The organism is Brevundimonas sp. (genome assembly GCF_046295595.1).
Taxonomy (GTDB): Bacteria; Pseudomonadota; Alphaproteobacteria; order Caulobacterales; family Caulobacteraceae; genus Brevundimonas.
In genome coordinates this window covers 134,547-160,770 of record NZ_JBKBMX010000001.1, presented here as the reverse complement: position 1 = coordinate 160,770, position 26,224 = coordinate 134,547, and the positions used below count along the sequence as shown (strand labels likewise).

The window sequence follows — 26,224 nt, the reverse complement described above, 5'->3', positions numbered from 1 at the left end:
GTCAGGCCAGCTGACGCTCATCCTCGCGGGCCGGCTCCAGCGCCGCGCCGACGGCCGCCACCAGACTGGCCATGGTGACCGGCTTTGCCAGGTGCACATCCGCCCCTGCGGCGCGCCCGGCCTCGACATGCTCGGCCATGGCGTTGGCGGTCAGCATCACCACCGGCGTCCGCCCCAGACCGTGCTTCGCTTCGTGCCTGCGAATAGCCGCCGTCGCCGTCAGCCCGTCCATCACCGGCATCTGCATATCCATCAGCACCAGGTCAAAATTCCCACCCTTGAACGCCTCGACCGCCTGGCTCCCGTCCTCGACCGCGACCAGCTCCATCTCGGTCGCCGCCAGCATGATCTCCACGACCTTGCGGTTGGCGGGATGATCATCGGCCAGCAGCACCCGCAGTCGCGCGTCGCTCAGGTCGCGCGGGGCGTCAAGGACCGCCGTCAGCCCCGCCGCCGGCTCCGCCCGCGGCAAGGGGATCTCGAACCAGAAGATCGAGCCCTCCCCGGGGCGGCTCTCGCAGTCCAGTTCGCCGCCCATCAGATCGACCAGGGCGGTCGAAATGGCCAGCCCCAGCCCCGTGCCGCCATAGCGGCGGGTGATAGAGCCGTCGGCCTGCTGGAAGCGGTGGAAAATCCGGCTGCGCTGCTCCCTGTCGAAGCCGACGCCGGTGTCGCTGACCCGGAACAGGACACGGTCTTGCGCCCCGGCCTCGACGGCCAGCCGGACCGTGCCCTCGCCGGTGAACTTCAGGGCGTTGCTGACGAGATTGGTCAGCACCTGCCGCAGCCGCACCGCATCGCCTTCCACCATGCCTGTCAGGGCCGGGTCGAAACCCACCTCCAGCGCCACACCCTTGTCCTCGGCCTTGACGCGCCACAGGGCCCCGATGTCGCTGACCGTCTGTTCGAGGTCGAACGGCGCGGGCTCGATCGCCACCTGACCCGACTCGATCCGGGCGCTGTCCAGAATGTCCGACAGCAGCCGTTCCAGCGTCACCCCCGACGACCGGATCAGCTCGACCATCTCCAGCTCCTGCGGCCCCAGCGGTCGCCGTGTCAGGGAATCGGCCATCGACACCACGCCGTTCAGCGGCGTGCGGATCTCATGGCTCATATTGGCGAGGAATTCGCTCTTGGCGCGGTTGGCGTCCTCGGCCCGCCGCTGCGCCAGCTTGAGCCGCCGCGCCTGGCGGATCAGCCAGATCACCATCCCGACGGAGAACGCCAGGAAGACGACCGCGATGGCGATCACCGCCCGCTGCAGATTGGTGTTGTGCCGCGCCGTCTCGAGCTGCCGCCGCCGCTCCGCCAGCTGCTGCTGCATGTCCCCCGTGACCTGATGGATGCCGGCGCTGAAATTTCGCGCCGCGACGATCTCGCTTTCGAGCATGTGGTCCCGCAGCGCCCGGAAGGCCTCAGCCGTCCGCCCCTCTGCGAACAGAACCTCGGCCTCGACGTGATCGATCTCGATATTGGTTCCGCCCCCCTCGAGCCGGCGCAACGCCTCGAGGTCGCGCCGCGCCGCCGCGGTCTCGCCGGTTCGGGCGCGGGCGATAGCCCGAAGGGGCAACATCCTGTCGGCAAGGTAGGCGGCGCCGGCCAGGCTCTCGCCGTAGGGCTCGAGGCAGGCCAGGACATCCCGCGGCGCACCGCGCGCATCGGCCACCGTGGCGCACAGGCTGGCGTCGAAAATGGCCAGCGACGGCAGGTCGGATCGCGCCGCCAACCGATGGTGGGCCGCGTAGTATTCCGCCGCGCGCGCCTCATCGCCAACCCGCACCGCCATCATCGTCAGATTGTAAAGGCTGTCGAAGTCCGGCCGGGGGTAGGCGGGATTGCTGTTCTCGATCTCGAATTTGCGAAACGCCGCGACCGCTCCGTCGATATCGTTCAGGTCCTTCAGACCCATCCCGGCCACTTCCCAGATGCCGGCCCTCGCGGTCGCCGCAAAGGCGTCGCCTTCGGGAATATCCGCCTGGGCCCGTCCCAGCAGATCCAGTCCTTCGCCGATCCGGCCCTCGTCGACCAGCGAGATGGCCGCCAGTCGGGCGGCGTGCGCCCGCACGAACCAGTCCCGCCCGTCCCGCGCCAGCCGGTGCATCTCGGACGCCACGCCGATGTCGCCCTGATCGTATCGGGCGGTGAGGTCGTTGAGATGGGCGATATCGACGTAGCGGGCGTCCTTCAGCCGCCGGGCGGCCTCGAGCAGTCGACGGTTCCAGACCGCCGCGCGGTCGAACTCGCCCTGGTTCAGGATCGTCCAGGTGACGTGATAGAGCTGGTTCAGGCCTTCGCGGTCCTGACGCTGAACAGCCGCAAGTCCGAACGCCTCAAGGGCCGCGAAATCGGTCGAGGCGGCGCGCCGTTCCACGAACCGGGCGAGGTCTCGCGCATCGGTCCTGTCGCCCGGATCGGTGGGCGGCTGGGCAACCCCCGGGGGCGCAAAGGTCAGGGCGACGAGCCATACAAGGCTCACCGCGAGCATACGAAAAAGCGACATGAGCAACCCGGCGTGATGCTCCGGTCGTCGCACATATGTGTTGCGCAAGGTTTAGCGGTCCGCCGATCGGCGACGGGACTATCGTCCGGCGGCGCAGGACCCGATGAACCGGCGAACCCATTCGCCGACCAGGGCGCGGTCGTCGGGACCGGTCAGGCTGTCCAGCGCCGCGTCGGTCACAACCGCGCCGATCCTGTCGCGTCGCCCTCCGGTCAGGTCGGCGGCGTAGGCTGGCGTGAACTCGGGATGGCCCTGAAAACTGATCGCGTCGGCGTCCCAGGCGAGGCCGGCGAAAGGCGTGAAGTCGCTGCTCAGCAGGACGCGCGCGTCGGCGGGCTTCTCCACCACCTGGTCCTGATGCGAGGCCGGAATGGCCACCGTCGCGGCGCGCGGCGTCATCCACGGCTCGAGAGAGCGGACCTCGTATCGATGCAGCCCGACGCCCCAACCCCGGTCTGATTTCTCGACCCGGCCGCCCAGCGCCTGGGCCATGGCCTGATGGCCGAAGCAGACGCCGATGAGGCCTGTCCGCCCCTTGGCGTCGCGGATCCAGTCCAGCAACTGCCCGATCCAGGGATCCGTCTCGTACACGCCGGAGGGCGAGCCGGTGATGATGGCGGCGTCGAAGGCCGCGGCGTCGGGCCATTCCCCCGCCTGGGCGTCGAACGTCTCGATGTCGTGGCCCTCGCCCAGCAGGGCGCCGAACATGGCGGGATAGTCGCCGTGCCGCGCGGCCAGGGCCGAAGGCGGCGCGCCGGTCTTTACGATCGCCACCCGGGTCATGCCCCGCCTCCCGCGCCGGCCATCCAGACCTCGGACCGGCCCCCGGCCTCGCCCAGCCGCTCCGCCACCCAGCCGCAGATCTCGGAGGCCGCGGCCTCGGCGCCCGTGGGCGGGTTCAGCACCACCACCGCGCAGCCGTTCATCTTCATCGGATTGGTCAGCGGGCGCAGCCGCGCCTCGGCCACCAGCACCCGTTTGACCCCGGACTGATCGAGCCGGCGCAGGAAGCCGTCGAAGGTCTCCATGTCCTTGAGCGGCGTCCAGATCGCCACCGTGGCGCGGGGATCGGCGCAGACGATCGCGGTTCCCGTGTCGGCGGCGCGACGGTAGTCGTCCGGCTGTTCGAACGGCGGGTCGATCAGGACCAGGGCCCCGGCCTGCCGGGTCGCCTCGCCCCTGACCTGGTCATAGCCGTCGCCGCCGCGGGCGGACGCGCCTGCAAACGGTTCCAGCGCCTGCTCCAGCAGGTCGAGCACAGGTGGGTTCAGCTCGAAGCCGACGTAGCGGTCGACCGGGCGCAGGCGGCCGGCGATCAACAGGGGCGAACCTGGATAGAGTTTGGCCCCGCCATGCGGATTGAGTCGGGCGACTTCCCGCGCGAGCGCCTCGACCGTCGGCGGGCGGTCGGCCGAGGCCATCAGCCGGGCGACGCCCGCCTCGGCTTCTTTCGAACGGGCCCCGTCGCCGCTCAGATCGTAGATCCCCGCTCCCGCGTGGGTGTCGATCACCGTGACCGGGCCCGAGGTCTGGCGTCGCTCCAGCAGCCACAGGACCAGGGCGTGTTTGACGAGATCGGCGAAATTCCCGGCGTGGAAGCTGTGGCGATAGTTCATGGCCGCTGTTCACCCGCCCCCGCGCCGCGGTCAAGGGCCCCGGAACCGCAGCCCCGCGCCGCCGTTTGCGCAGACCGGCAAGAAAGCCCTCGATGACCGACCCCTCCGCACGTTCCGATCCAGACCATACGCCTGACGCCGAAGTCTGGCCCGGTCCGGGCTTGCGCGCCCCTTTGCGGGAGGTCCCGTGACGCTCGCTGACGCCGCCGACATTCCCAAGGGCCTGACCTGGTGCAGCGACGAGCGGCCGGGTTTCCGGCGCATGCCCGCCGGCGACGGCTTCCACTATCTGGACCGAAAGGGGGAGCCGGTCACCGATGAGGCGGCGCTGGACCGCTTCCGCATGCTGGCCATTCCGCCGGCGTGGACCGACGTCTGGATCTGCCCGCGCGCCTCGGGGCACATCCAGGCGACCGGCCGCGATATCAAGGGCCGCAAGCAGTACCGCTACCACCCCGACTGGCACGCCCACGCCGCCGTGACCAAGTTCGATCGCCTGCCCGATTTCGCCCGGGCCCTGCCGAAGCTGCGCAAGCGGGTCGAGGCCGATCTGGGCCGCCGCGGCGTCTCGCGCGAAAAGGTGCTGGCCACCGCCGTGCGCCTGCTGGAACTGACCCTGATCCGGGTCGGCAACGCCCAGTATGCGAAGCAGAACCGCTCATACGGCCTGACCACCCTGCACAAGCGTCACCTCGACGTCGACGGCGCGGCCCTGACCTTCGCCTTCAAGGGCAAGAGCGGGGTCGAGCACGAAGTCCGCGTCCGCGACCGCCGGCTGGCGGCGATGGTGCGCAGCCTGCGCGACCTGCCGGGCCAGCAGCTGTTCAAGTATCGCGACGCCGACGGCGACCTGTGCGTGGTCACCTCTGACGACGTGAACGCCTACATCCGCGAGGCCATGGGCGAGCAGTTTTCAGCCAAGGACTTCCGCACCTGGGCCGCAACGGTTTCCGCCGCACGCGCCCTTCGCGACGTGGAGCCGCCGGCCTCGCCAACCGCGGCGAAGCGGCAGATCACCGTCTGCGTCAAGGCGGTCGCGGGCCTGCTGGGCAACACCCCGACGGTGTGCCGGTCCTCCTATGTGCATCCCCGCGTGTTCGAGCTGTTCCAGGACGGTCGCCTCGGGAAGACGCTCCCCGGCCCGGAAGCCGCCGGGTTCGAGCGCGCCCTGGCCCGGGTCCTCGCGGCCTGAGGCAACGGTCCGGAAAGGTTGATCGGCGATCCTGACGGTGAATGACCGACAGGTGAGACGGTGGCCCGACGCATTTACCCCCTCCGGGCACGACGCCCGCGGAAGGCGGTCCGGCCGCGGAGCCGGGTGGGGGTCCTGAGTGAGGCTCTGGTGCTGGCCTGCATGGTGCTGGCTGTGGTCCTGATCCTGCGGCCGGGCGCCGACGCGGCCCACGCCGAGGCTGAACCGGTCCGGGTCGAGGCATCGGCGGACCGGTTGGAAGGCGTCGGCCGCGTCATCGACGGCGACACCCTCGACGTGGGCGCGGTGCGCGTCCGCCTGCATGGCATCGACGCCTTCGAACGCAACCAGACATGCGACGGCCCACAGGGGCCGTGGGCTTGCGGCGCCGCCGCGACCCGTGCGCTGAAGTCACGGGCCGAAGGTCGGGGGCTGGTCTGCCGGGTGATCGACACTGACCGCTACGGCCGCAAGGTCAGCCGCTGCGAACAGGCCGGCGTCGATATCGCCCGGGCCCTCGTCGTGGAGGGAATGGCGCTGGCCTATCGTCGCTACAGCCAGGACTATGTCGACGAGGAACTGGCGGCGCGGCAAGACGCGGCCGGCGCGTGGATCGGATCGTTCGACCGCCCCGAGCAGTGGCGCAGGCGCTAGGCGCCGCCGGAGGGCCGCGAAGCCGCCCCCAGACTAACCGCGATGTAACTTGCGTGTTCGGGGAACGACGGTCTACGAGCGCGCCATTCAACTCGGTGGGGACCGTCCGCAATGTTTGTATCGAATAATTTTCTGCGCCTCGGCGTGCTGTCCGCCCTCGTGGGCATGTCGCTGGGCGTCTGGATGGGCGCCAACCAGGATTTCGCCCTCAGGCCTGTGCACGCCCACGTCAACCTGCTGGGCTTCGCCTCGATGATGCTGTTCGGCCTGTTCTACCGGGCTGTCCCGGCGGCCGGGCGAGGCTGGCTGCCGCTGGCCCATTTCGGCCTGTCGGTCGTCGGTTTCCTGATCCTGATGCCGTCGCTGACCCTGCTGATCCTGCAGCGGCCGATCTTCATGCCGGCGATGATCGCCTCCGAAGTCATGCTGGTCACGTCGATGCTGCTGTTCGTCATCGTCGTCTTCAAGGCGACGATGCAAAAGCCCGAACCAGCCGCGGCCTGATCGTCAGGCCGTCGCCCAGTAGCCGCGACTGCGGGCGCTGACCGGGGCCCGCGTCGTCTCCACCCGCGACAGGATGTCGGCCTTGAAGGCGTCGGCCTGGGCGTCGCCGACCAGCAATCGCAACGAACGGATGATCCGGGTGATGCGCAGGTGGTTGTGGTCGTTGGGCATCAGCCAGTCGTGGGTCATGCGATAGAAGGCCTGCATCCTGTCGGTCGCCGCGGCGAGGGCGATCTGGGCCATGCCGGAGACGCGGATGGCCTCCACCTCGTCGTCCGTCAGCACCGGGGCGTCCGGTACGGCCCGCGATGGCTCGGGCAGCGGGAACAGCCACTGAATGTAGTCGTGTGTCTGCTCCAGGGCGACGTTGTTCATGGCCAGGACGTCGAACAGCGTCCGCCCCACGCCGTCCGGGCCCTCGCCTTCCAGAAAGGCAACGATGGCGCCCGGCGCGGCCATGGCAGGTTCTAGGCCGCCTTGTCCCAGTCGAGCACGACCTTGCCGGACTGGCCGGAGCGCATGGCCTCAAAGCCCTCTTCGAAGCGGTCGTAGCTCATCTGGTGGGTGATCAGCGGGGTCAGGTCGAGGCCGGCCTTGAGCAGGCCCAGCATCTTGCGCCAGGTGGTGAACATCTCGCGCCCGTAGACCCCCTTGATGGTCAGGGCCTTGAGGATGATCGCGCCCCAGTCGGTCTCCATCGGCTTCGACGGGATGCCCAGCATGGCCATCCCGCCACCCATGATCAGGGTGTCGACGCACTGTTTGAAGGCGATCGGCGAACCCGACATCTCCAGCGCCACGTCGAAACCGACCTTCATGCCCAGCTCGTGGATGACGTCGTGCAGGTCTTCCTTCGTGGTGTTCACGGTGCGCACGCCGGGCGCGACCTTCTGCGCCAGCTCAAGGCGGAAGTCGTTGATGTCGGTCAGGACGACGGTGCGGGCGCCGGCGTGGCGGGCGACGGCGGCGGCCATCATGCCGATAGGACCGGCGCCGGTGACCAGCACATCTTCGCCCAGCAGATCGAACTGTTGCGCCGTGTGCACGGCGTTGCCGAACGGGTCGAGGATGGCGCCGATCTCGTAGGGGACCTCGTCCGGCAGTTCGATGACGTTGAAGGCGGGAGCGACGACGAACTCCGCGAAGGCCCCCTGGCGGTTGACGCCGATGCCGCGCGTCGCCGGATCGAGGTGGAAATGGCCGGCGCGGGCCGCCTCGGAGTTCAGGTCGATGACGTGACCCTCGGCCGAGACGCGCTGGCCGACCTTCAGGCGACGGTCGACGTCCTTGCCGATGGCGACGATCTCGCCCGAGAACTCATGGCCGGTGATCATCGGCACGGGAACGTTCTTCTGGCTCCACTCGTCCCAGTTCCAGATGTGGATGTCGGTGCCGCAGACGGCGGTCCGGTGCACCTTGATCAGAACGTCCTCGTCGCCGGCGACGGGGATCGGGGCGTCGATCAGCTCAAGACCGATGCCGGGCTTCGTCTTGGCCAGGGCCTTCATGGTGTCGGTCATGCGATAACTCCCAATTCCTTGCCGGCCGTCGTGAACGCCGCGACCGTTTGATCAATCTGTTCGAAGGTGTGAGCCGCCGACATCTGCGTGCGGATGCGGGCCTGGCCGCGCGGCACCACCGGGAAGCTGAAGCCGATGACGTAGACGCCGAGCTCGAGCGCGCGGGCGGCGAAATCCTGCGCCAGTCTGGCGTCGCCAAGCATGACCGGGATGATCGGGTGCCCGCCCGGCAACAGGGTGAAGCCGGCGTCGGTCATGGCGGCGCGGTAGCGGGCGGCGTTGGCGAACAGCTGCTGGCGCAGGGCGTCGCCCTCGTCGCCGCCGGCGATGCGGATGGCCTCGAGGCTGGAGCCGCAGATCGCCGGGGCCAGGGCGTTGGAGAACAGATAGGGCCGGGCCCGCTGCTTGAGCAGGGACACCACCTCGGACGTGGCGCAGATGAAGCCGCCCATGGCCCCGCCCAGCGCCTTGCCGAAGGTGCCGGTCAGGAAGTCGATCTCGACCCCGTGGTGGGCGTATGAGCCGCGGCCCTGGGGGCCGAGGAAGCCGGTGGCGTGGCAGTCGTCGACCATGATCAGGGCGTCGTATTTGTCAGCGAGGGCCCGGATGTCCTTCAGCTTCGCGATATAGCCGTCCATCGAGAAGACGCCGTCGGTGGCGATGACGATCTCTTTCGCGCCATCGGCCCGGGCCTGTTTCAGCTGGGTCTCGAGGTCGTCCATGTCGGAATTGGCGAAGCGGTAGCGTTTGGCCTTGCACAGCCGCACGCCGTCGATGATCGAGGCGTGGTTCAGGCTGTCGGAAACGATCGCGTCCTCGGCCCCGAACAGGGGTTCGAACAGGCCGCCATTGGCGTCGAAGGCGGCGGCGAACAGGATCGTGTCCTCGAAGCCGAGGTAGTCGGCCGTGGCGCGTTCCAGTTCCTTGTGGATCTCCAGCGTGCCGCAGATGAAGCGCACCGAGGCCGTGCCGGCGCCCCACTTCTGTTGCGCCTCGATCCCCGCCCGGCTCACCCGCTCGTCTCCGGCGAGGCCGAGGTAGTTGTTGGCGCAGAAATTGAGCACGTCGCGGCCGCCGACCTCGATCACCGGTCCTTGGCGGGAGGCGATGACCCGCTCGGGCTTGGTCAGCCCCTGGGCGTCGATGTCGGCGAGTTCCGCGCGGATGCGGTCATGGAAGCTGGCTGTCATGCGCGCTCCGCTACGCCGTTTTGAAGGCCGTTTGAAGCCCTTGAAGCGCCGGGACCTAGGCCGCGGGCTCGGCTTCGGCCACGGGCCGGAAGGGACTGACCCGGATCCGGCCGCCGCAGGGCGTGAAGGGTTGGGCCAGGGCGACAGGAGAGGTGTCGCCGGGCGCGGTGATCCGGATCCGGGCCGCCGACGGGCACGTCTTTTGCCCCTGGCTTTCATCCGGGACCACGTTCCAGGCGACGTCGAAGAAGGCCTTGGCCTGCGGAGCCAGTTCGACCGGCCCGGGAATCTCGCCCTGCCGGAAATAGCTGCCGAGGCTCTGCTCGGCGCGCACCGCGGCGAGGGGTCGACTCTGGGCGTCCTGGAGTGTGACGGTCGGATAGCCGGTCAGGCTGCAGGCCTCGGCCCCGATATTCTGGACGCCGAGGATCGCGGCCCGGTTGCCGGCGCCCGCGTCGCCGCCCTCGGCGGAGAGCCTGAGCTGGGGCCCATTGCACGGCGGCGCAACGGCGGCGGCCGGAACCTGCCCCGCGGCGGCGGCCGCGTCCGTTGGCGGGGGCACGACCGGGGTCGCGACGGATGCGGGGCGGCTGCAGCGCTCGAGGACGACCGGCGCGTCCTCGGCCACCAACCGGCTGAGCGTGGCCTGTTCGACGCCGTCGCGGGTCAGCGACCGCCACTCCACCTCGGCGTCGCTGTAGCGGGCGCCCGAGGCGGCCGGGGCGGCGCGCAGGGCGTAGGTGCGATCGCGCCAGGTGACCTGGGCCGACTGCGGGTCGGGATACGCCACGGCCACCGTCAGGCCGCTGTCGCAGACATAGGTGGCGGTGACGGGCGCAGCCTCTGCGATCGGCGCGGAAGGCTCGGGCGGCGGCGACACGGGCGGCTCCGCCTGTTCGCAGCCGGCGACCGCCGCCAGTCCGAAGGTCGCCAGACCGAGGCCGACAATCTGATTCCGACGCATGACGCTTCCCCTGACAGACCGGACGGTCAACGCCAGCCAAGGGCAAACGCTTCCGCCGCGCAAGGGCAGTCAGTCGCCCGTCAGGTGGTCAGGACGCGAGGCAGCTTGAATGTCACGGTCTCGCGCTCGCCGTCGTCCTCGACCACCTCGGCGTCGAACCGGGCGCGGACGGCGTCGACCAGCGCTTCGATCAGGGGCTCCGGCGCGGATGCGCCGGCGGTGACGCCCAAGGTCGAGACGTCGTCCAGCCAGCGCCAGTCCACGTGGCTGGCGTCATCAACCAGCCGGGCGTCGCGGGCCCCCGCCCGCAGCGCCACCTCGACCAACCGCACAGAGTTCGAGGAGTTCTTGGAACCCACCACGAGGACAAGGTCGCAGCCCGCCCCCAGCCGCTTGACCGCTTCCTGACGGTTGGTCGTGGCGTAGCAGATGTCTTCCTTGTGCGGGTCGGGCAGTTCGGGGAAGCGCTGCTTGAGCACGGCGAGGATTTCGCTGGTGTCGTCGACCGAGAGCGTCGTCTGGGTCGCATAGGCCAGGGTCGCCTCGCCGGGACGCTGGAATCGCGCGGCGTCCTCGACCGTCTCGATCAGGCTGATCGCCCCGGGCGGCAACTGGCCCATGGTGCCGACCACCTCGGGATGGCCGGCGTGGCCGATCAGGATGATATGGCGGCCGGCGGCATGATGGCGTTCGGCCTCGACATGGACCTTGGACACCAGCGGGCAGGTGGCGTCGAGATACAGCATCTGGCGAGCCTTGGCGCCCTCCGGCACGGACTTCGGCACGCCATGGGCTGAGAAGACGACCGGCCGGTCGTCGGGGCATTCATCCAGCTCCCGCACGAACACCGCGCCCATGGCCTTGAGGCGTTCGACGACGTGACGATTGTGCACGATCTCGTGCCGCACATAGACGGGGGCGCCGTATTTCTCGATCGCGCGCTCGACGATCTGGATAGCCCGGTCGACCCCGGCGCAGAAGCCGCGCGGGGTGGCCAGCCGGACGGTCAGCGGACGCTTTTCTGGAGCCGGGATCGGCGCGTGCAGGGTCATGGCGGGAACCTAGTCGTTCGGTCCGCCCGCCGCCACCTCGCATCGACCGCGCCCAGGTCCCAGCGCGGGTTTGCCGCGCCTCGCTTTAGCCGCTATCAGCGACGAGCGTGCGCCCGGCGTCGGGCTGACGCGCCTCCTCGTACGTGGAAGAATTTCGATGCGTCGCGCCTTCAAGATTTCCCTGCTCTCGGCCGTTGCGGTCCTTGCCCTGCCCCTGGCCGCCCAGGCGCAGACGCCCCGCCCGGACCCGAACCGCGGCGAGAACGCTGACGGGAGCGCGGCGAACCCGAGGAGCGAGGCCCCGCGCATCGCGCCGCTGCGTCGCAGCGCCGCGGCCGGACCCTGCCCCTATGTCAAAATTCTCTATGACGCCGCCCGCTATGTCGAACTGACCGGGGACCGGGTGACGGCCTCCAACGTCGGTTTCACGGGTGAGATCGAAGGCCTGACCTCGGACTGCGCCTACCAGGGCGACGAGCCGATTTCGGTGCATACCCGCGTGCTGTTCAACCTCGGCCGCGGGCCGCAGGCCGGGGGCGACGCCCGAACTTACCGCTACTGGATCGCCGTGACCGAGCGGAACAAGGCGGTGCTTGCGAAGCAGTATTTCGACCTGCCCGTGGTTTTCGAAGGCGCTGAAACCGCCGAGGTGACGCAGGAGCAGACCATCCTCATCCCGCGCGCCGAAGCCACGACGAGCGGCGACAATTTCGAGATCCTGGTCGGCTTCGACATCACCCCGCAGATGGCGGAGTTCAATCGATCCGGCAGCCGCTTCCGTGTCAACGCGGGCGCCCAGGCCGCCACGCCGCCCGCGAACCCTTAAATGACCGATCTCAGGACTGTTCTGGGCGAGGCGGTCGGGGCCGCCTTCGCCGCCGAAGGCGTGGACCCCGCCCTCGCCCGCGTGACGCCCTCGGACCGGCCCGATCTGGCGGATTTCCAGTCGAACGGCGCCCTCGCGGCGGCCAAGGCGCTGAAAGCCAACCCGCGCGAGCTGGCCACGCGCGTGGCCGAGCGGCTCAAGGACGATGACCGGCTGGCGTCGGTCGAGGTGGCCGGACCGGGCTTCATCAATCTGAAGGTCGCCGACGCCACGCTGGCGGCCCGGGCCGCCGAGGTCGCGGACGACCGCGAGCACGCCGGCGCCGCCGTTGTTGCCGCGCCGCGTAAGGTGGTGATCGACTTCGCTGGACCGAACGTGGCCAAACCCATGCATGTCGGTCACCTGCGGTCCTCCATCATCGGCGAGAGCCTCAAGCGGCTGTTCCGCTTCCGCGGCGACACGGTGTGGGGCGACGCCCATTTCGGCGACTGGGGCTTCCAGATGGGACTGCTGATCGTCGCGGTCGGCGACGAGGGCAAGGCCGACGCCTTCCTCGCCGCGGGCGACGGGCCCTTCCCGGCCGACAGTCCGGTCACACTCGAAGATCTTGAGCGGCTGTATCCAGCCGCGGCCGCCATGGCGAAGGAAGACCCGGCCTTCCGCGACCGCGCCCGCAAGGCGACGGCCGAGCTGCAGGGCGGCCGCCCCGGCTATCGCGCGCTGTGGGCCCATTTCGTGGCGGTCAGCCGCACGGCGCTGGAGCGCGAGTTCGGAGCCCTCGGCGTGACCTTCGACCTGTGGAACGGCGAGAGCGACGCCGATCCGGTGATGGCCGAGATGATCGACCACCTCGAGGAAACCGGCCTGCTGGTCGAGGATGACGGAGCCCGCGTGGTGCACGTCGCCCGGCCCGGCGAGACGCGCAAGCGCAAGCTGGCCGACGGCAGCGTGATCGAGGCGCCGAGCCCGCCGCCGCTGCTGGTGATCAGCTCGGAAGGCTCGGCCATGTACGGCACGACCGACCTGGCCACGATCCTCGACCGCCGCAAGACCATCGATCCCGATCTCATCCTCTATGTCGTCGACGAGCGGCAGGCGGAGCATTTCGAACAGGTCTACCGCGCCGCCTATCTGGCCGGGTACGCCGCCGAGGGAACGCTGGAGCACCTCGGCTTCGGGACCATGAACGGGCCGGACGGGAAGCCGTTCAAGACCCGCGCAGGCGGGGTGCTGAAGCTGCACGACCTGATCACCATGGCGGTGGACAAGGCGCGTGAGCGTCTGCGCGAAGCGAAGCTCGGCGACGATCTGCCCGCGGCGGAGTTCGAGACGATCGCCCACAAGGTCGCCGTCGCGGCCCTCAAGTTTGCCGACCTGTCGAACAGCCGGACGACCAGCTACGTCTTCGACCTCGACCGCTTCATGAGCTTCGAGGGCAAGACGGGACCGTATCTGCTGTACCAGGCGGTGCGGATCAAATCCCTGCTGCGCAAGGCGGCCGATCAGGGCGCGGCGGCGGGACCGGTCATGATCGGCGAGCCGGCCGAGCGCGACCTGGCCCTGACGCTGGACGCCTTCTCGCAGGCGGTGACCGAGGCCTATGACAAGCGGATGCCGCACCTGATCTCGGAGCACGCCTACCGGCTGGCCCAGGCGTTCTCGAAATTCTACGCTGCCTGCCCCGTGCTGATCGCGCCGGACGAGGCGACAAAGGGTTCGCGGCTGACCCTGTCGAAGGCGGTGCTGGATCAGCTGGAGACGGCCCTGAACCTGCTGGGCATCGACACGCCGGAGCGGATGTAGGTTAGACTGGCGGCTCAGCACGGAGCCGCCCATGTCCCTCGACGCCTATATCGCCGGCCTGCCCAAGGCCGAGCTGCATCTGCATATCGAAGGCTCGCTTGAGCCCGAGCTGATGTTTGAGCTCGCGCAGCGCAACGGCGTGGCCATTCCGTTCGACAGCGTCGAGGCGGTGCGGGCGGCCTATGATTTTTCCAACCTGCAGGACTTCCTCGACATCTACTATGCCGGGGCCAACGTCCTGCTGACGCGGCGCGATTTCGAGGACCTCGCCTTCGCCTATTTCCAGCGGGCGGCGGCGGACAATGTGCGCCACGCGGAAATCTTCTTCGATCCCCAGACCCACACCGACCGGGGCGTGCCGTTCGCGGTGGTGGTGGAAGGGCTGATCGCCGGCATGGACCGGGCGAAGGCCGAGCTGGGCGTGACCTCGGGACTGATCCTCAGCTTCCTGCGCCATCTATCGGAAGAGGAGGCCTTCGCCACGCTGGAGACGGCGAAGCCGTATCTGCACCATTTCATCGGCGTGGGGCTGGATTCGTCCGAGGTCGGCCATCCCCCGTCGAAGTTTGTTCGGGTATTCGCCGCCGCCCGCGACCTGGGCCTGAAGCTGTGCGCCCACGCCGGCGAGGAGGGGCCGCCGGCCTATGTGCACGAGGCGTTGGACCTGCTGCGCATCGACCGGATGGATCACGGCAACCGGTCGATGGAAGACGAGACCCTGATAGAACGGCTGGCCGCGTCGCAGATGACCCTGACGGTGTGCCCGCTGTCGAACCTGAAGCTCTGCGTGGTGAACGACCTCAAGGACCACCCCGTGCCGGAGATGCTGCGCCGGGGGCTGCATGTGACGCTGAACTCGGACGATCCGGCCTATTTCGGCGGCTATGTGAACGAGAACTACCGCCAGCTGGCCGAGGCCGTGGGGCTGACGCGGGAGCAGGTGACGCGGATCGCGCGCAACAGCTTCGAGGGCTCGTTCCTTGATCCGGAGCAGAAGGCGGCGCGGATCGCCGAGGTCGAGGCCTACGCCGCCCACGCTTGACTTGGGCGCTGAGTCGGGGCCTAGGTCACGGCGCTCTCGCGGGAGAGATCGGGGCCGTTTCGGCGGCCCCGGAGCCGAAGGCGCAACCGCCCCGGAAACGCTCAGGCAAACGGACCGCGAGAACATTCGGACGCTGGAAAGTCATCCCCCGGGATGCGCCGACGGAGCAAGACGCCTCACTTGTGGCGCCGGAATCTCTCAGGCTTCAGGACAGCGGGGGCGCGAGGACGGCGGAGCTTTCCGCCCCGCAACGCGACTCTGAAGGCCTGACATGACCGACGACACCCTCAAGACCACGCCCCTGAACGCCGCCCATCGCGCGCTGGGCGCCCGCATGGTCGGCTTCGGCGGCTATGACATGCCGGTACAGTACGAGGGCGTGCTGGCCGAGCACCGCTGGACCCGCGAGCACGCCGGCCTGTTCGACGTCTCGCACATGGGGCAGTGCAAGATCACCGGCGAGGACGCCGTCGCCCAGTTCGAGCGTTTCGTGCCCGGCGACTACGCGATCCTCAAGGCCGGCAAGCAGAAGTACAGCCTGCTGCTCAACGCCGAAGGCGGGATCATGGACGACCTGATGGCCGGCAAGCCGGACCACGACGGCCTTCATGTCGTGGTCAACGCCGGCAACAAGGACGCCGACTTCGCCTTCCTGAAAGCCAATCTGTCCGGCGACGCGGCGCTGACCGTGCTGGACGACCGGGCCCTGATCGCGATCCAGGGCCCCGAGGCGGCCGAGGTGATGGCGAAGCACGAGCCGGTGCTGGCCGAGTTCGGCTTCATGGACTGCGCCCGGCTGATGCTGTTCGGGGTCGACTGCTACGTCTCCCGCTCCGGCTACACCGGCGAGGACGGCTACGAAATCTCCGTGCCCGCCGATCAGGCCGAGCGCATCTGGACGACGATCCTCAAGGACGCCCGCGTCAAGCCGATCGGCCTCGGCGCCCGCGACAGCCTGCGCCTCGAGGCCGGCCTGCCGCTGCACGGCCACGACATCGACGCCTCGACCAGCCCGGTCGAAGGCGGCCTGACCTTCGCCCTGTCGAAGTCGCGCAAGGAGCGCGCCGACTTCAACGGCGTCGACCGCATCCTTGAGGAACTAGCCAACGGCCCGTCGCGGGTCCGCATCGGCCTCAGCGTCAAGGAAGGCGCACCGGCCCGCGAAGGCGCCGAGATCGCTGACATGGACGGAAACGTCATCGGCAAGGTGACCTCGGGCGGCCCCTCGCCCACGCTGGGCCGCAACATCGCCATGGGCTATGTGCCGCCTCAGTTCGCCGACCTGGGGGCCGACCTCAAGGTGCTGGTGCGCGGCAAGCCCGCCGCGGCCGAGGTGGTCGCCATGCCCTTCGTCGCCCAACGCTACTATCGCAAACCCAAGGCCGTCTGAGCCTTCCGGAGACAGACCGATGCATTTCACCAAGGATCACGAGTGGGTTCGCCTCGACGGCGACGTCGCCACCGTCGGCATTTCGAAGCACGCCGCTGACGCCCTCGGCGACGTGGTGTTCGTCGAGACGCCGGAAGCCGGCAAGACCGTCTCGAAGGGCGACAGCTTCGCCGTCGTCGAGAGCGTCAAGGCGGCCTCGGACGTCTACGCCCCGGTGTCGGGTGAAGTGGTGGAAGGCAACGCCGCCCTCGCCTCGGCCCCAGAGACGGTCAACGCCGATCCCGAAGGCGACGGCTGGTTTGCGAAAATCCGCGTGTCGGATGGCTCGCAGATCGACGCCCTGATGGACCGCGCCGCCTACGACGCCTTCCTCGCCACCCTCTAGTTCCCACCTCTCCCGCACGGACCTCCCCCCGCCATGCGCTACCTCCCGCTGACGCCCGACGACCGCTCCGCCATGCTGGCGGCGATCGGGGCCAAGACCATCGACGACCTGTTCGTGGACGTGCCGCAGGCGGCGCGGCGTGAGGGCTTCGTCGACCTGCCGCGCGTGGCGGGGGAGCTGGAGGTCGAGCGGGCGCTGGGGGCCATGGCGGCGAAGAACGCCACGGCCGGGACGGTGCCCTTCTTCTGCGGCGCCGGGGCGTACAAGCACCATGTCCCGGCGACGGTGGACCATGTGATCCAGCGGTCGGAGTTCCTGACCAGCTACACGCCCTACCAGCCCGAGATCGCCCAGGGCACGCTGCAGTATCTGTACGAATTCCAGACCCAGGTCGCCAATCTGACCGGCATGCCGGTGGCCAACGCCAGCCTCTATGACGGCTCGACCGCCATGGCCGAGGGCGTGCTGATGGCCACCCGCGTGACCCGCCGCAACAAGGCGGTGATCTCGGGCGGGGTGCATCCGCACTATGTCGCCGCGACCGAGACCGTGGTCCATGCCGTCGGCGTCGAGACCCAGGTCCTGCCGGCCGCGGTCGACGCCGAGGCCGATGTGATCGGCCAGATCGGGCCCGACACGGCCTGCGTCGTGGTCCAGACCCCGAACGTATTCGGCACGGCGACGGATGTGACGAAGATCGCCGAGGCCGCTCACGCCGCCGGCGCCCTGCTGATCGTCGTGGTGACCGAAGCCGTGTCGATGGGACTGCTCAAATCGCCGGGCGAAATGGGGGCCGACATCGTCGCCGCCGAGGGCCAGTCGATCGGCAACGCCCTCAACTTCGGCGGCCCCTACGTCGGCCTGTTCGCCTGCCGCGAAAAGCTGATCCGGCAGATGCCGGGCCGGCTGTGCGGCGAGACCGTCGACGCCGAGGGAACCCGCGGCTTTGTCCTGACCCTGTCCACGCGCGAGCAGCACATCCGCCGCGACAAGGCGACCTCGAACATCTGTACCAACTCGGGCCTGTGCACCCTGGCCTTCACCATCCACATGAGCCTGCTGGGCGAGACCGGGCTGCGCAAACTGGCCCTGCTGAACCACGAGAAGGCGGTGGCGACGCGGGACGCCCTGGCGGCCATTCCGGGCGTCGAGGTGCTGACCCCGCGCTTCTTCAACGAGTTCGCCGTTCGCCTGCCCCGACCGGCGGCTGAGGTGGTCGACGAGCTGGCCCGGCACCACCTGCTGGCCGGCGTGCCCTACAGCCGTCTGGCCCCGGGCGCCGGCATGGACGACGTCCTGCTGGTCGCGGCGACCGAGACGACGCTGGACGGCGACATCAAAATCCTGGCGAGCGCGCTCGCCAAGGTCTGCGCTTAAGGAGCCCGGATCATGAGCAGCATGAACACCGTCGGCCGCCCGACCACCCCGAACGCCGTCGAGAGCAAGCCCGCCACCCTGACCGGGGGCCGCGGTCTGCTGCAGAACGAGCATCTGATCTTCGAGAGCGACGGCTGGGGCAAGACCGGCGTCGACCTGCCGGAGCCGAAGACGGACGGGTCCGATCTCGGCGATCTGGTGCGCCGCGATCCGATCGGACTGCCGGGCCTCTCCGAGCCCGAGACGATGCGGCACTATGTGCGGTTGTCGCAGAAGAACCACGCCATCGACCTGGCCATCTATCCGCTGGGGTCGTGCACGATGAAGCACAATCCGCGCCTCAACGAGAAGATGGCCCGCCTGCCCGGCTTCTCCGACATCCACCCGCTGCAGCCGGTCTCGACCGTGCAGGGCGCGCTGGAGTTGATGGATACGCTGGCCCACTGGCTGACGACCCTGACCGGCATGCCGGCGGTGGCCCTGTCGCCCAAGGCGGGCGCCCATGGCGAGCTGTGCGGCCTGATGGCCATCCGCGCCGCCCACGAGGCCTCGGGCGAGCATGAGAAGCGCCGCAAGGTGCTGGTGCCGACCTCGGCCCACGGCACCAATCCGGCCACCGCCGCCTTCGTCGGCTACACCGTCGTCGAGGTCGCCCAGACCGAGGACGGCCGCGTCGACGTGGCCGATCTGGCGTCCAAGCTGGGCGACGACGTCGCCGCCATCATGGTGACCAATCCGAACACCTGCGGTCTGTTCGAGCGGGACATCCTCGAGATCAGCCGCCTGACGCATGAGGCCGGGGCGTATTTCTACTGCGACGGAGCCAACTTCAACGCCATCGTCGGGCGGGTGCGGCCGGGCGATCTGGGCGTCGACGCCATGCACATCAACCTGCATAAAACCTTCTCGACGCCGCACGGCGGCGGCGGGCCGGGGGCGGGTCCGGTGGTGCTGTCTGAGGCGCTTGCCCCCTTCGCGCCGGCGCCGTGGGTGGTGTCCGGCGAGGACGGCTTCAGACTGGTCGAGTTCGCCGAGGACGAGGCCGAACAGGCCTTCGGCCGGCTGTGCGCCTTCCAGGGCCAGATGGGCATGTATGTGCGCGCCCTCAGCTACATGATGAGCCACGGCTCGGACGGGCTGCGGCAGGTGGCCGAAGATGCGGTGCTGAACGCCAACTATATCAAGGCCCGGCTGTCGGACCTGATGAGCGCCGCCTTCCCCGAGGGGCCGTGCATGCACGAAGCCCTGTTCGACGACGAATGGCTGAAGGGCACGGATGTGACCACGCTCGACTTCGCCAAGGCGATGATCGACGAGGGCTTCCACCCGATGACCATGTATTTCCCGCTGGTCGTCCACGGGGCGATGCTGATCGAGCCGACCGAGACCGAGTCGAAGCAGGAACTGGACCGCTTCATCGAGGCGATGCGGGCCCTGGCGACGGCGGCCAAGGCCGGCGACGTCGACCGCTTCAAGGGCGCGCCCTTCCATGCCCCCCTGCGGCGGCTGGACGAGACCCGGGCGGCGCGTTCGCCGGTGCTGCGCTGGACGGCGCCGGAGGGGTCGAACATCGCGGCCGAATAGGCGAGCACGGCAATGTGAACGCCGCTCTCCCTGACAGGCGTATGCTCTGGTCTGCGTAGTCAGAACCAGAACAGGCGTTGGGAGGCGCACAGGTCATGATGTCACGCGTACAAAAGGGCGTAATCGCCGGCTTTTCGGCGACGGTCGCGGTGTCGCTGCTTGAGGCCGCCAATCTGTATTTCGGACCGTGGGCCGCCAGTTTCCCGCGATTACTGTCCGTCATGCTGCAGATGCCTGACCAGATGATCGTGGGCTGGATCGCCCACTTCGTGGTCGGGACCTTCGTGCTGGGCGCCGCCTTCGGCGTGCTGTGCCCGAGGCTGCCGTCGAGCACGCCGGAGTCCAAGGGCATACTGTTCGCGGTCGGGGCCTTCCTCGTGATGGGCCTGACCGTTGCCCCGCTGGTCGGCATGCTGGGCGGACGCTCGGTCGGCATCTTCTTCATGCAGGCCGGGTTCGGCACCCTGGTGTGGATGATCGCGACGCACGCGGTCTACGGCATCGTGCTGGGCAATGTTTACGGGCGGCTGGTGGAGCGCGAGAAGCGCCACCGGGCGCCGGTCGGCGGAGCCATGGCGCACTAGAACGGAAAAAGCCCCGCTGCGAAGCGGGGCTTTTTTTTTCTCAGCGCTGAAGCAGCGAGCCGCCGCGCGGCGAGCGATAGCGCCCCTAGTTCAACCGCGCGCCGATCTGGGCGATGGCGGCGTCGAGCAGCGGGTCGGTCTTCTGGCCGGCCAGACGGGCGGCGAGGATCTGTTCGGCGGCTTTCGCGGCGAGGTCGGCGGCGGCGGCCTTGACCTCGGCCGTGGCCTGGACCTCGGCCTGTTCGATGCGACGCTCGGCCAGGGCCTGACGACGAGCCATGGACTCTTCCAGCTTGACCTTGGCTTCGGCCTCGAGGCGACGGGCGTCGGTTTCGGCGGCGGCCAGCATGTCGGCGGCCTGGGCCTCGGCCTCGGCCTTTTCGATGCGGATCTGGGCCAGCAGGGCCTCGGCCTCGGCGCGCAGACGGGCGGCCTCGTCGAGCTCGGACTGGATCTTCGCGGCCTTCGAATCGAGCACCGTGGCGACCAGTTTCGGTACGCCGGCCATGATCAGGATGCCGAAGAACAGCAGCAGCCCGATGCCGACCCAGAGCTCCGGGTTGTCGAGGCTGTACATGTGGGGGTCGAGGAAATGGGGCATCAGGCGGCTCCCTTGACGGCGGCGTCGACCTCGGCGGCGGTGGGCGCGCGGCCGGTCAGACGCTCGACCATGGCGGCCGTCGTGTCGCCGGCGATGGCGGCGACCTTGGTCATGGCCGCGTCACGGGTCTGGCCGATGGCGGCCTCGGCCTCGGCGATGCGCGCCGAGACGGCGGCCTCGTCGGCGGCCTTGCGGGCGGCGGCTTCCTCGCCGATGCGGGCGGCGGCGGCGGCGGCGGTGGCGCGGGAGGAGGCCCGGGCGGCGGCGACCTCGGCCTTGGCCGCCTCGGCCTGGCCGGCCGCTTCGGCCTGGACCTGACGGGCGGAGGCGACGGCGCCGGAAATGGTGGCGGTACGCTCATCCATGACGCGGCGCAGGCGCGGCGCGAAGACCTTGCTGATCAGCAGGTAGAGGATGGCGAACAGGATCAGCAGCCAGACGATCTGGCCGAACCAGACGGTCGTGTCGAACTGCGGCAGGCCGCCCGACGCGGCTTCGCCATGGCCTTCGGCCGTGGTCGTGGCGTGGGTTTCGCCATGAATGTCGGTGGGTGCGGGAGCGACCATGGTGTCCGTCTGGGAAAATCGGGCAAAGAGGCGACGCCCCCGTCTGGGGACGTCGCCGCTGTGACGCCTGAAAGAGCTTAGGCGTTGAGGATCAGGATGCCGAGCACGAAGGCCAGGATGCCCAGGGCTTCGGCCAGGGCCGCGCCGACGAACAGGTTGCCGACTTGCGAGCCGGCGGCCGACGGGTTGCGCAGGGCGCCGTTGAGGAAGTTGGCGAAGATGTTGCCCACGCCGATGGCGGAGCCGATCATGCCGAGGGTGGCCAGGCCGGCGCCGATGTATTTGGCGGCTTCAGCTTCCATGGGGTGTGTTCCTAGTTTTCTGAGGGGTTCAGGGTTGGGGTGAAAGAACTGCGCCCGGCTTAGTGGCCATGGCCCAGGTTGACCACATCATTGAGATAGATGGCGGCCAGAACGGCGAACACGAAGGCCTGCAGGAAGGCCACGAGAAACTCCAGGGCGGTCAGGGCGACGACCATGGTCATCGACAGGGCCGCGATCGGCAGGGCGAACAGGCCCAGACCCTCGCCGGCGAAGGCCATGGCCCCCAGGCTGACGACGAAGCCGGCGAAGATCTTCAGCGCCACGTGGCCGCCCAGCATGTTGCCGAACAGACGCAGCGCCAGGGTCACCGGACGGAGCAGGAAGGACAGGAACTCGATCGCGCCGACCACGGGGCGCAGGATCAGAGGGGCGCTGGACGGCCAGAACAGCAGGAAGAATTTCAGCCCGTGCTTGCCGATGCCGATGCCGATCACCAGCAGGATGGTGAGCAGGGCGAAGGTCATGGTCACGGCCAGCTGCGAGGTGGCGGTGAAGGTCAGGAACATGCCCAGCATGTTCATGCCGAGGATCAGGGTGAACAGGGTGAAGACGAACGGGAAGTATTTGCGGCCCTCATGGCCGATGATGGAATCCGTGACGCCGTCGATCATGCCGAACATCTGTTCGCCGGTCGCCTGCAGCCGACCCGGGACGACCTTGGCCCCGGCGGTCACGATCTGCAGGAAGAGCACGACCGCGGCGAAGGCGATGGTCATCGCCAGATGCGAGTTGGTGAACGCAATCTGCTGCGTGCCGATAAACGGCAGGGTCACCTCGCCGAATTCGACGAGCGGGACGACCTGGAACTGGTGGATCGGATCAGCCATGCGTCAGTCTTCTTCGTCCTCGTCGAAAGGAACCGATTTCGGCTCCCCACCGCTTGCCCTGGCCATGGCCATCACCCGCTGCGCGGTTCGCCAGGCCATCCAGATTGAAACCCCGAAGCCCAGCAGGACCCCACCAATCAAACCCCACGGATTGGTCTGGAAATACCAGTCCACTCCGGCGCCCAGCGCCAGGCCGACGAAGACCCCGCCAAGCAGATCGGCGATGATCCGCCACGCCTGCCCCGCCGCCGCCTGTCCCGCGGCCTCGTGAGAGGCCGGCGGGGCCGTCCGCGCTTCCAGATCGGATGCGCTTCGGGTGAGACGAGCGATCGCCTCTTCGCGCGATTCCGGTGGCAGGGACATGATGGCCTCAGCGCTCCTCGATTCGCCGTGTGGCGAACCCCGGAGGGGGTCTGAATTCGGCGCGGAACCTATAGGCGGGACCCCCGCAGGTCAAGGCGGTGAGGAACGGCATTAGGTCGTTGATTTTCCGCATATTTGCTTCCGTGTTTTGCGGGCGTGGCGAACGGTCGCTGGCAGGGACGGGGATTCGGGGAGTGACGGGGAGGCAGAAGCGGGCATGCGTCTGCGCCGCTTCGGGAAAAGCGGTTGGGGAGGTTGGCGGAGCGCGGGCGTCAGCCCGGAACCGATGTGGCCCCCTGCTTTCGCGTTACGGGAGCCTTGATGTGTTTTCGGCTGAACGCCCGCGCTCCGCCGTGATCGTGGCTTCCGAGCGCTTCGGGGCGGGCATCCCAGGGCGGTGCGGGTCTTGCCAATTTTCGGCCCCGCGGCCTTCACCCTTTAGGCCCTTTCGAAACTAAGCCCGGGCGGGCAGGAGCGGCCAAGGCCCCTGGGCTCCTCCGTTTCAAACCGGAGGACAGTCCCTTTCCATGCCGCAGGGGGGAGCAACCCGTCCCGCAGGATGGTCCAGTTCCGCCGTGCGCGCCCGTGAAGGCGACGCCCGGCGTCCCGCAACGATCACACCCGCCGCACGCGGTTGGCCCTGGCGCCAGACGCCCTCCCCCGCGACGGGATGAAGGGCATTTTACGGGAGCCCGGCCCTAGTACAGACAAAACGGTTTGAGAAAAGGTTATGTGGCTGATTGTGCTGGGGAATATTTTGATAACTAGACTATAGATTCGCGGATTGTAGGCACAGCGTCACGCGGCTTCCTTCTCCCCTCCGGGGGAGAAGGTGGCTCGCGGAGCGAGACGGATGAGGGGGATGCTGGAGGAAAACTGGCTGTCGGCGGGTCTGGAGCCCGCCTACCCCTCATCCGGCCCTCCGGGCCACCTTCTCCCCCAAGGGGAGAAGGACACCCGACGGCCCCCTACCCGCCCGTCGTCTGCATGCAGTCACCGGCGATGTAGAGGCCGTTGAGGTAGTGCCAGCGGTTCTGCAGGGCCTGGGCCTCGGCCTCGCGGCGCTCGCGTTCGGGCCCGGTCAGGGCATCGGCGCCGGCCAGCACCAGGCCCGCGCCGGGGATCAGCATGGCCGCTCCGGCCTTGGCCACGTCGACGGCCGCGCCGAGGCGGCCGGGGGCGGTCCCACCCATGCGTTCGCTGAGGCCGGCGGCTTCGTCGGCGATCTGGATGCAGCTGAGATTGGCGTCGCCGGTCCGCACCACCGTACCGGAGCCCGCCGTTCCGTCCGCGCCCGACCCGGCCGGCTGCGGCGGGGTCGCACAGGCGCCGCAGACCAGAACGGCGGCGATGAAGAGATGAGTTTTCACGATCGGAACTCCACTTGTTCCCGGACAGAACGGGAGTGGAGGGCCGAGGTTGCCTGTAGCCCCGTCAGGCGCGGACGGCGCGGCTCGCTTCGACGCCCAGCGCCCGCAGGGCGGCGGCGGCGATGTGTTCGGCGTTGAGGCCGGCCGTGGCGTACATCGCCTCGGGCTTGTCCTGATCCTGGAAGACGTCGGGCAGTTGAAGGGTGCGGACCTTGAGGCCAGCGTCGAGCGCGCCCTTTTCCGCCAGCAGCTGAAGCACGAAGGCGCCGAAGCCGCCCATAGCCCCCTCCTCGACCGTGATCAGGCATTCATGCTCGCGGGCGAGGCGCAGGATCAGGTCGGCGTCCAGCGGCTTGGCGAAGCGGGCGTCGGCGACCGTGGCCGAGACGCCGCGGGCGGCGAGGGCGTCGGCGGCCTTGAGCGATTCCTGCAGCCGCGTGCCGAGCGACAGGATGGCGACGGTCGTGCCTTCGCGGACGATGCGGCCCTTGCCGATCTCCAGCGGGGCGGCGAGTTCGGGAATCTCGACGCCGACGCCGTCGCCGCGCGGATAGCGGAAGGCCGAGGGGCGGTCGTCGATCTCGAGGCTGGTGGCGATCATGGCGGCGAGTTCGGCCTCGTCGGCCGCGGCCATCAGCACCATGCCCGGCAGGGCGCCCATGAAGCCGATGTCGAAACTGCCGGCATGGGTGGCCCCGTCGGCCCCGACCAGGCCGGCGCGGTCCATGGCGAAGCGCACCGGCAGGGACTGGATGGCGACGTCGTGGACGACCTGGTCGTAGCCGCGCTGGAGGAAGGTCGAATAGATGGCGCAGACCGGCTTCATGCCGTCGGCGGCGAGGCCGGCGGCGAAGGTGACGGCGTGCTGTTCGGCGATGCCGACGTCATAGGTGCGGGTCGGGAAGGCCTGACCGAACAGGTCCAGACCGGTGCCCGAGGGCATGGCGGCGGTGATGGCGACGATCGAGGGGTCGAGGTGCGCCCGCTTGATCAGCTCGGTCCCAAACACCTTGGTGTAGCTGGGGGCGTTGGAGACGCTCTTCGACTGCTTGCCCGAGACGACGTCGAACTTGACCACCGCATGCAGCTTGTCGGCGCTGGATTCGGCGGGGGCGTAGCCCTTGCCCTTCTGGGTGACGACATGGACCACGACCGGGCGGTCGGTGATGGCGGCGGCGTTCTTGAGGATCGGGACGAGGTTGTCCATGTCGTGCCCGTCGACCGGGCCGATGTAGTAGAAGCCCAGCTCCTCGAAGAAGGTGCCGCCGACGATCATGCCGCGAGCATATTCCTCCGCCTTGCGGGCGGCGTTGCGGAACGGGCGCGGCAGGTGTTCGGCGACCGATTTCCCGAAGCGGCGGAAATTCCGGTAGGCGTCGCCCGAGACCTGTTTGGCCAGATAGGCGCTCATGCCGCCGACCGGCGGGGCGATCGACATGTCGTTGTCGTTGAGGATGACCATCAGCTGGCCGTTGGTGGTCTCGGCGGCGTTGTTCATCGCCTCATAGGCCATGCCGGCGGACATCGAGCCGTCGCCGATGACGGCGACGACGCGGTTCTTTTCCCCCTTCTGGTCGCGGGCGGCGGCGAAGCCGAGGGCGGCGCTGATCGAGGTCGAGGCGTGGGCCGCGCCGAAAGGGTCGTACTCGCTCTCGCTGCGCTTGGTGAAGCCGCTGAGGCCGCCGGCCATGCGCAGGGTGCGGATGCGGTCGCGCCGGCCGGTCAGGATCTTGTGCGGATAGCACTGGTGGCCGACGTCCCAGATCAGGATGTCCTTCGGCGTCTCCAGCACATGGTGCAGGGCCACGGTCAGCTCGACCACGCCGAGACCGGCGCCGAGGTGTCCGCCGGTGGTCGAGACGGCGTCGATGGTCTCGGTGCGCAGTTCGTCGGCCAGCTGTTTCAGCTGCGGGATGTCGAAGCGCCGCGTGTCGGCGGGGATGTGGACCTGGTCGAGCAGCGGGGTGTCGGGCATGAAAACTCTTCGGCTT

Annotated in this window: 26 protein-coding genes and 2 riboswitches; of the genes, 11 read left to right on the top strand and 15 right to left on the bottom strand. The window is 68.9% G+C overall.

The genetic code is table 11. The annotated features are described in order from the left end of the window. Position 1: 1 nt before the first annotated feature. The 3 genes from ACK4JY_RS00785 to rlmJ form a co-directional block, all read right to left on the bottom strand. Positions 2–2,485 (bottom strand): ATP-binding protein, encoded by a 2,484-nt coding sequence (locus ACK4JY_RS00785; RefSeq protein ID WP_409602370.1) that lies wholly within the window; start codon positions 2,483–2,485, stop codon positions 2–4. A gap of 93 nt (positions 2,486–2,578) precedes the next feature. Beyond that, on the bottom strand, positions 2,579–3,283 hold the full coding sequence (locus ACK4JY_RS00780) for a glutamine amidotransferase-related protein (RefSeq protein WP_409602202.1): 705 nt from the start codon (positions 3,281–3,283) through the stop codon (positions 2,579–2,581). Beyond that, positions 3,280–4,116: a 23S rRNA (adenine(2030)-N(6))-methyltransferase RlmJ gene (gene rlmJ / locus ACK4JY_RS00775; protein ID WP_409602201.1), complete on the bottom strand. Its 837-nt coding sequence runs from the start codon at positions 4,114–4,116 to the stop codon at positions 3,280–3,282. Before rlmJ ends, ACK4JY_RS00780 begins: the two co-directional genes overlap by 4 nt. A 187-nt stretch (positions 4,117–4,303) precedes the next feature. On the opposite strand from rlmJ, the gene ACK4JY_RS00770 reads away from it, so the two are divergent. From ACK4JY_RS00770 to ACK4JY_RS00760, 3 genes are all read left to right on the top strand, one after another. After that, complete coding sequence (locus ACK4JY_RS00770) at positions 4,304–5,308, top strand: DNA topoisomerase IB (protein WP_409602199.1); 1,005 nt, start codon at positions 4,304–4,306, stop codon at positions 5,306–5,308. 126 nt (positions 5,309–5,434) lie between these two features. After that, positions 5,435–5,962: a thermonuclease family protein gene (locus ACK4JY_RS00765; protein ID WP_409602197.1), complete on the top strand. Its 528-nt coding sequence runs from the start codon at positions 5,435–5,437 to the stop codon at positions 5,960–5,962. Positions 5,963–6,073: 111 nt separating this feature from the next. Continuing rightward, positions 6,074–6,466 carry a hypothetical protein gene (locus ACK4JY_RS00760; RefSeq protein ID WP_409602195.1) on the top strand — a complete coding sequence of 131 codons (393 nt, stop codon included), beginning with the start codon at positions 6,074–6,076 and terminating at the stop codon, positions 6,464–6,466. Positions 6,467–6,469: 3 nt separating this feature from the next. On the opposite strand, the gene ACK4JY_RS00755 is transcribed toward ACK4JY_RS00760, so the two are convergent. The 5 genes from ACK4JY_RS00755 to ispH form a co-directional block, all read right to left on the bottom strand. Next, positions 6,470–6,925 (bottom strand): opioid growth factor receptor-related protein, encoded by a 456-nt coding sequence (locus ACK4JY_RS00755; protein ID WP_409602193.1) that lies wholly within the window; start codon positions 6,923–6,925, stop codon positions 6,470–6,472. 8 nt (positions 6,926–6,933) lie between these two features. Then, entirely contained in the window at positions 6,934–7,974 is a 1,041-nt protein-coding gene (gene tdh / locus ACK4JY_RS00750; RefSeq protein ID WP_409602368.1) for an L-threonine 3-dehydrogenase, read from the bottom strand. An 8-nt stretch (positions 7,975–7,982) separates the two neighbouring features. Beyond that, on the bottom strand, positions 7,983–9,176 hold the full coding sequence (locus ACK4JY_RS00745; RefSeq protein WP_409602191.1) for a glycine C-acetyltransferase: 1,194 nt from the start codon (positions 9,174–9,176) through the stop codon (positions 7,983–7,985). A gap of 55 nt (positions 9,177–9,231) precedes the next feature. After that, positions 9,232–10,140, bottom strand: coding sequence for a DUF4232 domain-containing protein (locus tag ACK4JY_RS00740; RefSeq protein ID WP_409602190.1), 909 nt, complete (start codon positions 10,138–10,140; stop codon positions 9,232–9,234). 80 nt (positions 10,141–10,220) lie between these two features. Next, positions 10,221–11,192 (bottom strand): 4-hydroxy-3-methylbut-2-enyl diphosphate reductase, encoded by a 972-nt coding sequence (ispH, locus tag ACK4JY_RS00735; protein WP_409602188.1) that lies wholly within the window; start codon positions 11,190–11,192, stop codon positions 10,221–10,223. 70 nt (positions 11,193–11,262) lie between these two features. Between ispH and ACK4JY_RS00730 the strand changes: the two genes are divergently transcribed. The 8 genes from ACK4JY_RS00730 (at position 11,263) to ACK4JY_RS00695 (ending at position 20,183) form a co-directional block, all read left to right on the top strand. Further along, a complete protein-coding gene (locus ACK4JY_RS00730; RefSeq protein ID WP_409602186.1) occupies positions 11,263–12,018 on the top strand; it encodes a Tat pathway signal sequence domain protein in 756 nt (251 codons plus the stop codon). Then, entirely contained in the window at positions 12,019–13,821 is a 1,803-nt protein-coding gene (gene argS / locus ACK4JY_RS00725) for an arginine--tRNA ligase (protein WP_409602184.1), read from the top strand. Between the two features lie 31 nt (positions 13,822–13,852). Further along, complete coding sequence (locus ACK4JY_RS00720) at positions 13,853–14,863, top strand: adenosine deaminase (protein ID WP_409602182.1); 1,011 nt, start codon at positions 13,853–13,855, stop codon at positions 14,861–14,863. Positions 14,864–14,892: 29 nt separating this feature from the next. Next, positions 14,893–14,990: riboswitch (glycine riboswitch) on the top strand. A gap of 4 nt (positions 14,991–14,994) precedes the next feature. Then, positions 14,995–15,079: riboswitch (glycine riboswitch) on the top strand. Between the two features lie 55 nt (positions 15,080–15,134). Further along, complete coding sequence (gcvT, locus tag ACK4JY_RS00715) at positions 15,135–16,253, top strand: glycine cleavage system aminomethyltransferase GcvT (RefSeq protein WP_409602180.1); 1,119 nt, start codon at positions 15,135–15,137, stop codon at positions 16,251–16,253. Between the two features lie 19 nt (positions 16,254–16,272). Then, a complete protein-coding gene (gene gcvH / locus ACK4JY_RS00710; RefSeq protein ID WP_409602178.1) occupies positions 16,273–16,638 on the top strand; it encodes a glycine cleavage system protein GcvH in 366 nt (121 codons plus the stop codon). Positions 16,639–16,671: 33 nt separating this feature from the next. Beyond that, the gene (gcvPA, locus tag ACK4JY_RS00705; protein WP_409602176.1) at positions 16,672–18,015 is read left to right on the top strand and encodes an aminomethyl-transferring glycine dehydrogenase subunit GcvPA; all 1,344 of its coding nucleotides are present in this window, start codon (positions 16,672–16,674) and stop codon (positions 18,013–18,015) included. A 12-nt stretch (positions 18,016–18,027) separates the two neighbouring features. Next, positions 18,028–19,599, top strand: a complete 1,572-nt coding sequence (gcvPB, locus tag ACK4JY_RS00700) for an aminomethyl-transferring glycine dehydrogenase subunit GcvPB (protein ID WP_409602174.1) — start codon at positions 18,028–18,030, stop codon at positions 19,597–19,599. Positions 19,600–19,694: 95 nt separating this feature from the next. Continuing rightward, complete coding sequence (locus ACK4JY_RS00695; protein WP_409602172.1) at positions 19,695–20,183, top strand: DUF6789 family protein; 489 nt, start codon at positions 19,695–19,697, stop codon at positions 20,181–20,183. Positions 20,184–20,268: 85 nt separating this feature from the next. Here the strand turns inward: ACK4JY_RS00695 and ACK4JY_RS00690 are convergent, their stop codons facing one another. From ACK4JY_RS00690 to dxs, 7 genes are all read right to left on the bottom strand, one after another. Further along, positions 20,269–20,784, bottom strand: a complete 516-nt coding sequence (locus tag ACK4JY_RS00690) for a F0F1 ATP synthase subunit B (RefSeq protein ID WP_409602170.1) — start codon at positions 20,782–20,784, stop codon at positions 20,269–20,271. Next, complete coding sequence (locus ACK4JY_RS00685) at positions 20,784–21,350, bottom strand: hypothetical protein (protein ID WP_409602168.1); 567 nt, start codon at positions 21,348–21,350, stop codon at positions 20,784–20,786. The genes ACK4JY_RS00690 and ACK4JY_RS00685 overlap by 1 nt, the downstream gene beginning before the upstream one ends. Before the next feature lie 77 nt (positions 21,351–21,427). Beyond that, positions 21,428–21,652, bottom strand: a complete 225-nt coding sequence (locus ACK4JY_RS00680; RefSeq protein WP_077356178.1) for a F0F1 ATP synthase subunit C — start codon at positions 21,650–21,652, stop codon at positions 21,428–21,430. 59 nt (positions 21,653–21,711) lie between these two features. Beyond that, a complete protein-coding gene (locus ACK4JY_RS00675) occupies positions 21,712–22,500 on the bottom strand; it encodes a F0F1 ATP synthase subunit A (RefSeq protein ID WP_409602165.1) in 789 nt (262 codons plus the stop codon). A gap of 3 nt (positions 22,501–22,503) precedes the next feature. Next, a complete protein-coding gene (locus ACK4JY_RS00670) occupies positions 22,504–22,863 on the bottom strand; it encodes an AtpZ/AtpI family protein (RefSeq protein WP_409602163.1) in 360 nt (119 codons plus the stop codon). A 968-nt stretch (positions 22,864–23,831) separates the two neighbouring features. Next, positions 23,832–24,233 (bottom strand): hypothetical protein, encoded by a 402-nt coding sequence (locus ACK4JY_RS00665; protein WP_409602161.1) that lies wholly within the window; start codon positions 24,231–24,233, stop codon positions 23,832–23,834. A gap of 64 nt (positions 24,234–24,297) precedes the next feature. Next, a complete protein-coding gene (dxs, locus tag ACK4JY_RS00660) occupies positions 24,298–26,208 on the bottom strand; it encodes a 1-deoxy-D-xylulose-5-phosphate synthase (RefSeq protein ID WP_409602159.1) in 1,911 nt (636 codons plus the stop codon). Positions 26,209–26,224: the final 16 nt, after the last annotated feature.

Coding starts and splice junctions, on each gene's coding strand:
- ACK4JY_RS00785 (WP_409602370.1), bottom strand. CDS start 2,485: ATGCTCGCGGTGAGCCTTGTATGGCTCGTCGCCCTGACCTTTGCGCCC.
- ACK4JY_RS00780 (WP_409602202.1), bottom strand. CDS start 3,283: ATGACCCGGGTGGCGATCGTAAAGACCGGCGCGCCGCCTTCGGCCCTG.
- rlmJ (WP_409602201.1), bottom strand. CDS start 4,116: ATGAACTATCGCCACAGCTTCCACGCCGGGAATTTCGCCGATCTCGTC.
- ACK4JY_RS00760 (WP_409602195.1), top strand. CDS start 6,074: ATGTTTGTATCGAATAATTTTCTGCGCCTCGGCGTGCTGTCCGCCCTC.
- ACK4JY_RS00755 (WP_409602193.1), bottom strand. CDS start 6,925: ATGGCCGCGCCGGGCGCCATCGTTGCCTTTCTGGAAGGCGAGGGCCCG.
- tdh (WP_409602368.1), bottom strand. CDS start 7,974: ATGAAGGCCCTGGCCAAGACGAAGCCCGGCATCGGTCTTGAGCTGATC.
- ACK4JY_RS00745 (WP_409602191.1), bottom strand. CDS start 9,176: ATGACAGCCAGCTTCCATGACCGCATCCGCGCGGAACTCGCCGACATC.
- ACK4JY_RS00740 (WP_409602190.1), bottom strand. CDS start 10,140: ATGCGTCGGAATCAGATTGTCGGCCTCGGTCTGGCGACCTTCGGACTG.
- ispH (WP_409602188.1), bottom strand. CDS start 11,192: ATGACCCTGCACGCGCCGATCCCGGCTCCAGAAAAGCGTCCGCTGACC.
- argS (WP_409602184.1), top strand. CDS start 12,019: ATGACCGATCTCAGGACTGTTCTGGGCGAGGCGGTCGGGGCCGCCTTC.
- ACK4JY_RS00720 (WP_409602182.1), top strand. CDS start 13,853: ATGTCCCTCGACGCCTATATCGCCGGCCTGCCCAAGGCCGAGCTGCAT.
- gcvT (WP_409602180.1), top strand. CDS start 15,135: ATGACCGACGACACCCTCAAGACCACGCCCCTGAACGCCGCCCATCGC.
- gcvH (WP_409602178.1), top strand. CDS start 16,273: ATGCATTTCACCAAGGATCACGAGTGGGTTCGCCTCGACGGCGACGTC.
- gcvPA (WP_409602176.1), top strand. CDS start 16,672: ATGCGCTACCTCCCGCTGACGCCCGACGACCGCTCCGCCATGCTGGCG.
- gcvPB (WP_409602174.1), top strand. CDS start 18,028: ATGAGCAGCATGAACACCGTCGGCCGCCCGACCACCCCGAACGCCGTC.
- ACK4JY_RS00695 (WP_409602172.1), top strand. CDS start 19,695: ATGATGTCACGCGTACAAAAGGGCGTAATCGCCGGCTTTTCGGCGACG.
- ACK4JY_RS00690 (WP_409602170.1), bottom strand. CDS start 20,784: ATGCCCCATTTCCTCGACCCCCACATGTACAGCCTCGACAACCCGGAG.
- ACK4JY_RS00685 (WP_409602168.1), bottom strand. CDS start 21,350: ATGGTCGCTCCCGCACCCACCGACATTCATGGCGAAACCCACGCCACG.
- ACK4JY_RS00680 (WP_077356178.1), bottom strand. CDS start 21,652: ATGGAAGCTGAAGCCGCCAAATACATCGGCGCCGGCCTGGCCACCCTC.
- ACK4JY_RS00675 (WP_409602165.1), bottom strand. CDS start 22,500: ATGGCTGATCCGATCCACCAGTTCCAGGTCGTCCCGCTCGTCGAATTC.
- ACK4JY_RS00670 (WP_409602163.1), bottom strand. CDS start 22,863: ATGTCCCTGCCACCGGAATCGCGCGAAGAGGCGATCGCTCGTCTCACC.
- dxs (WP_409602159.1), bottom strand. CDS start 26,208: ATGCCCGACACCCCGCTGCTCGACCAGGTCCACATCCCCGCCGACACG.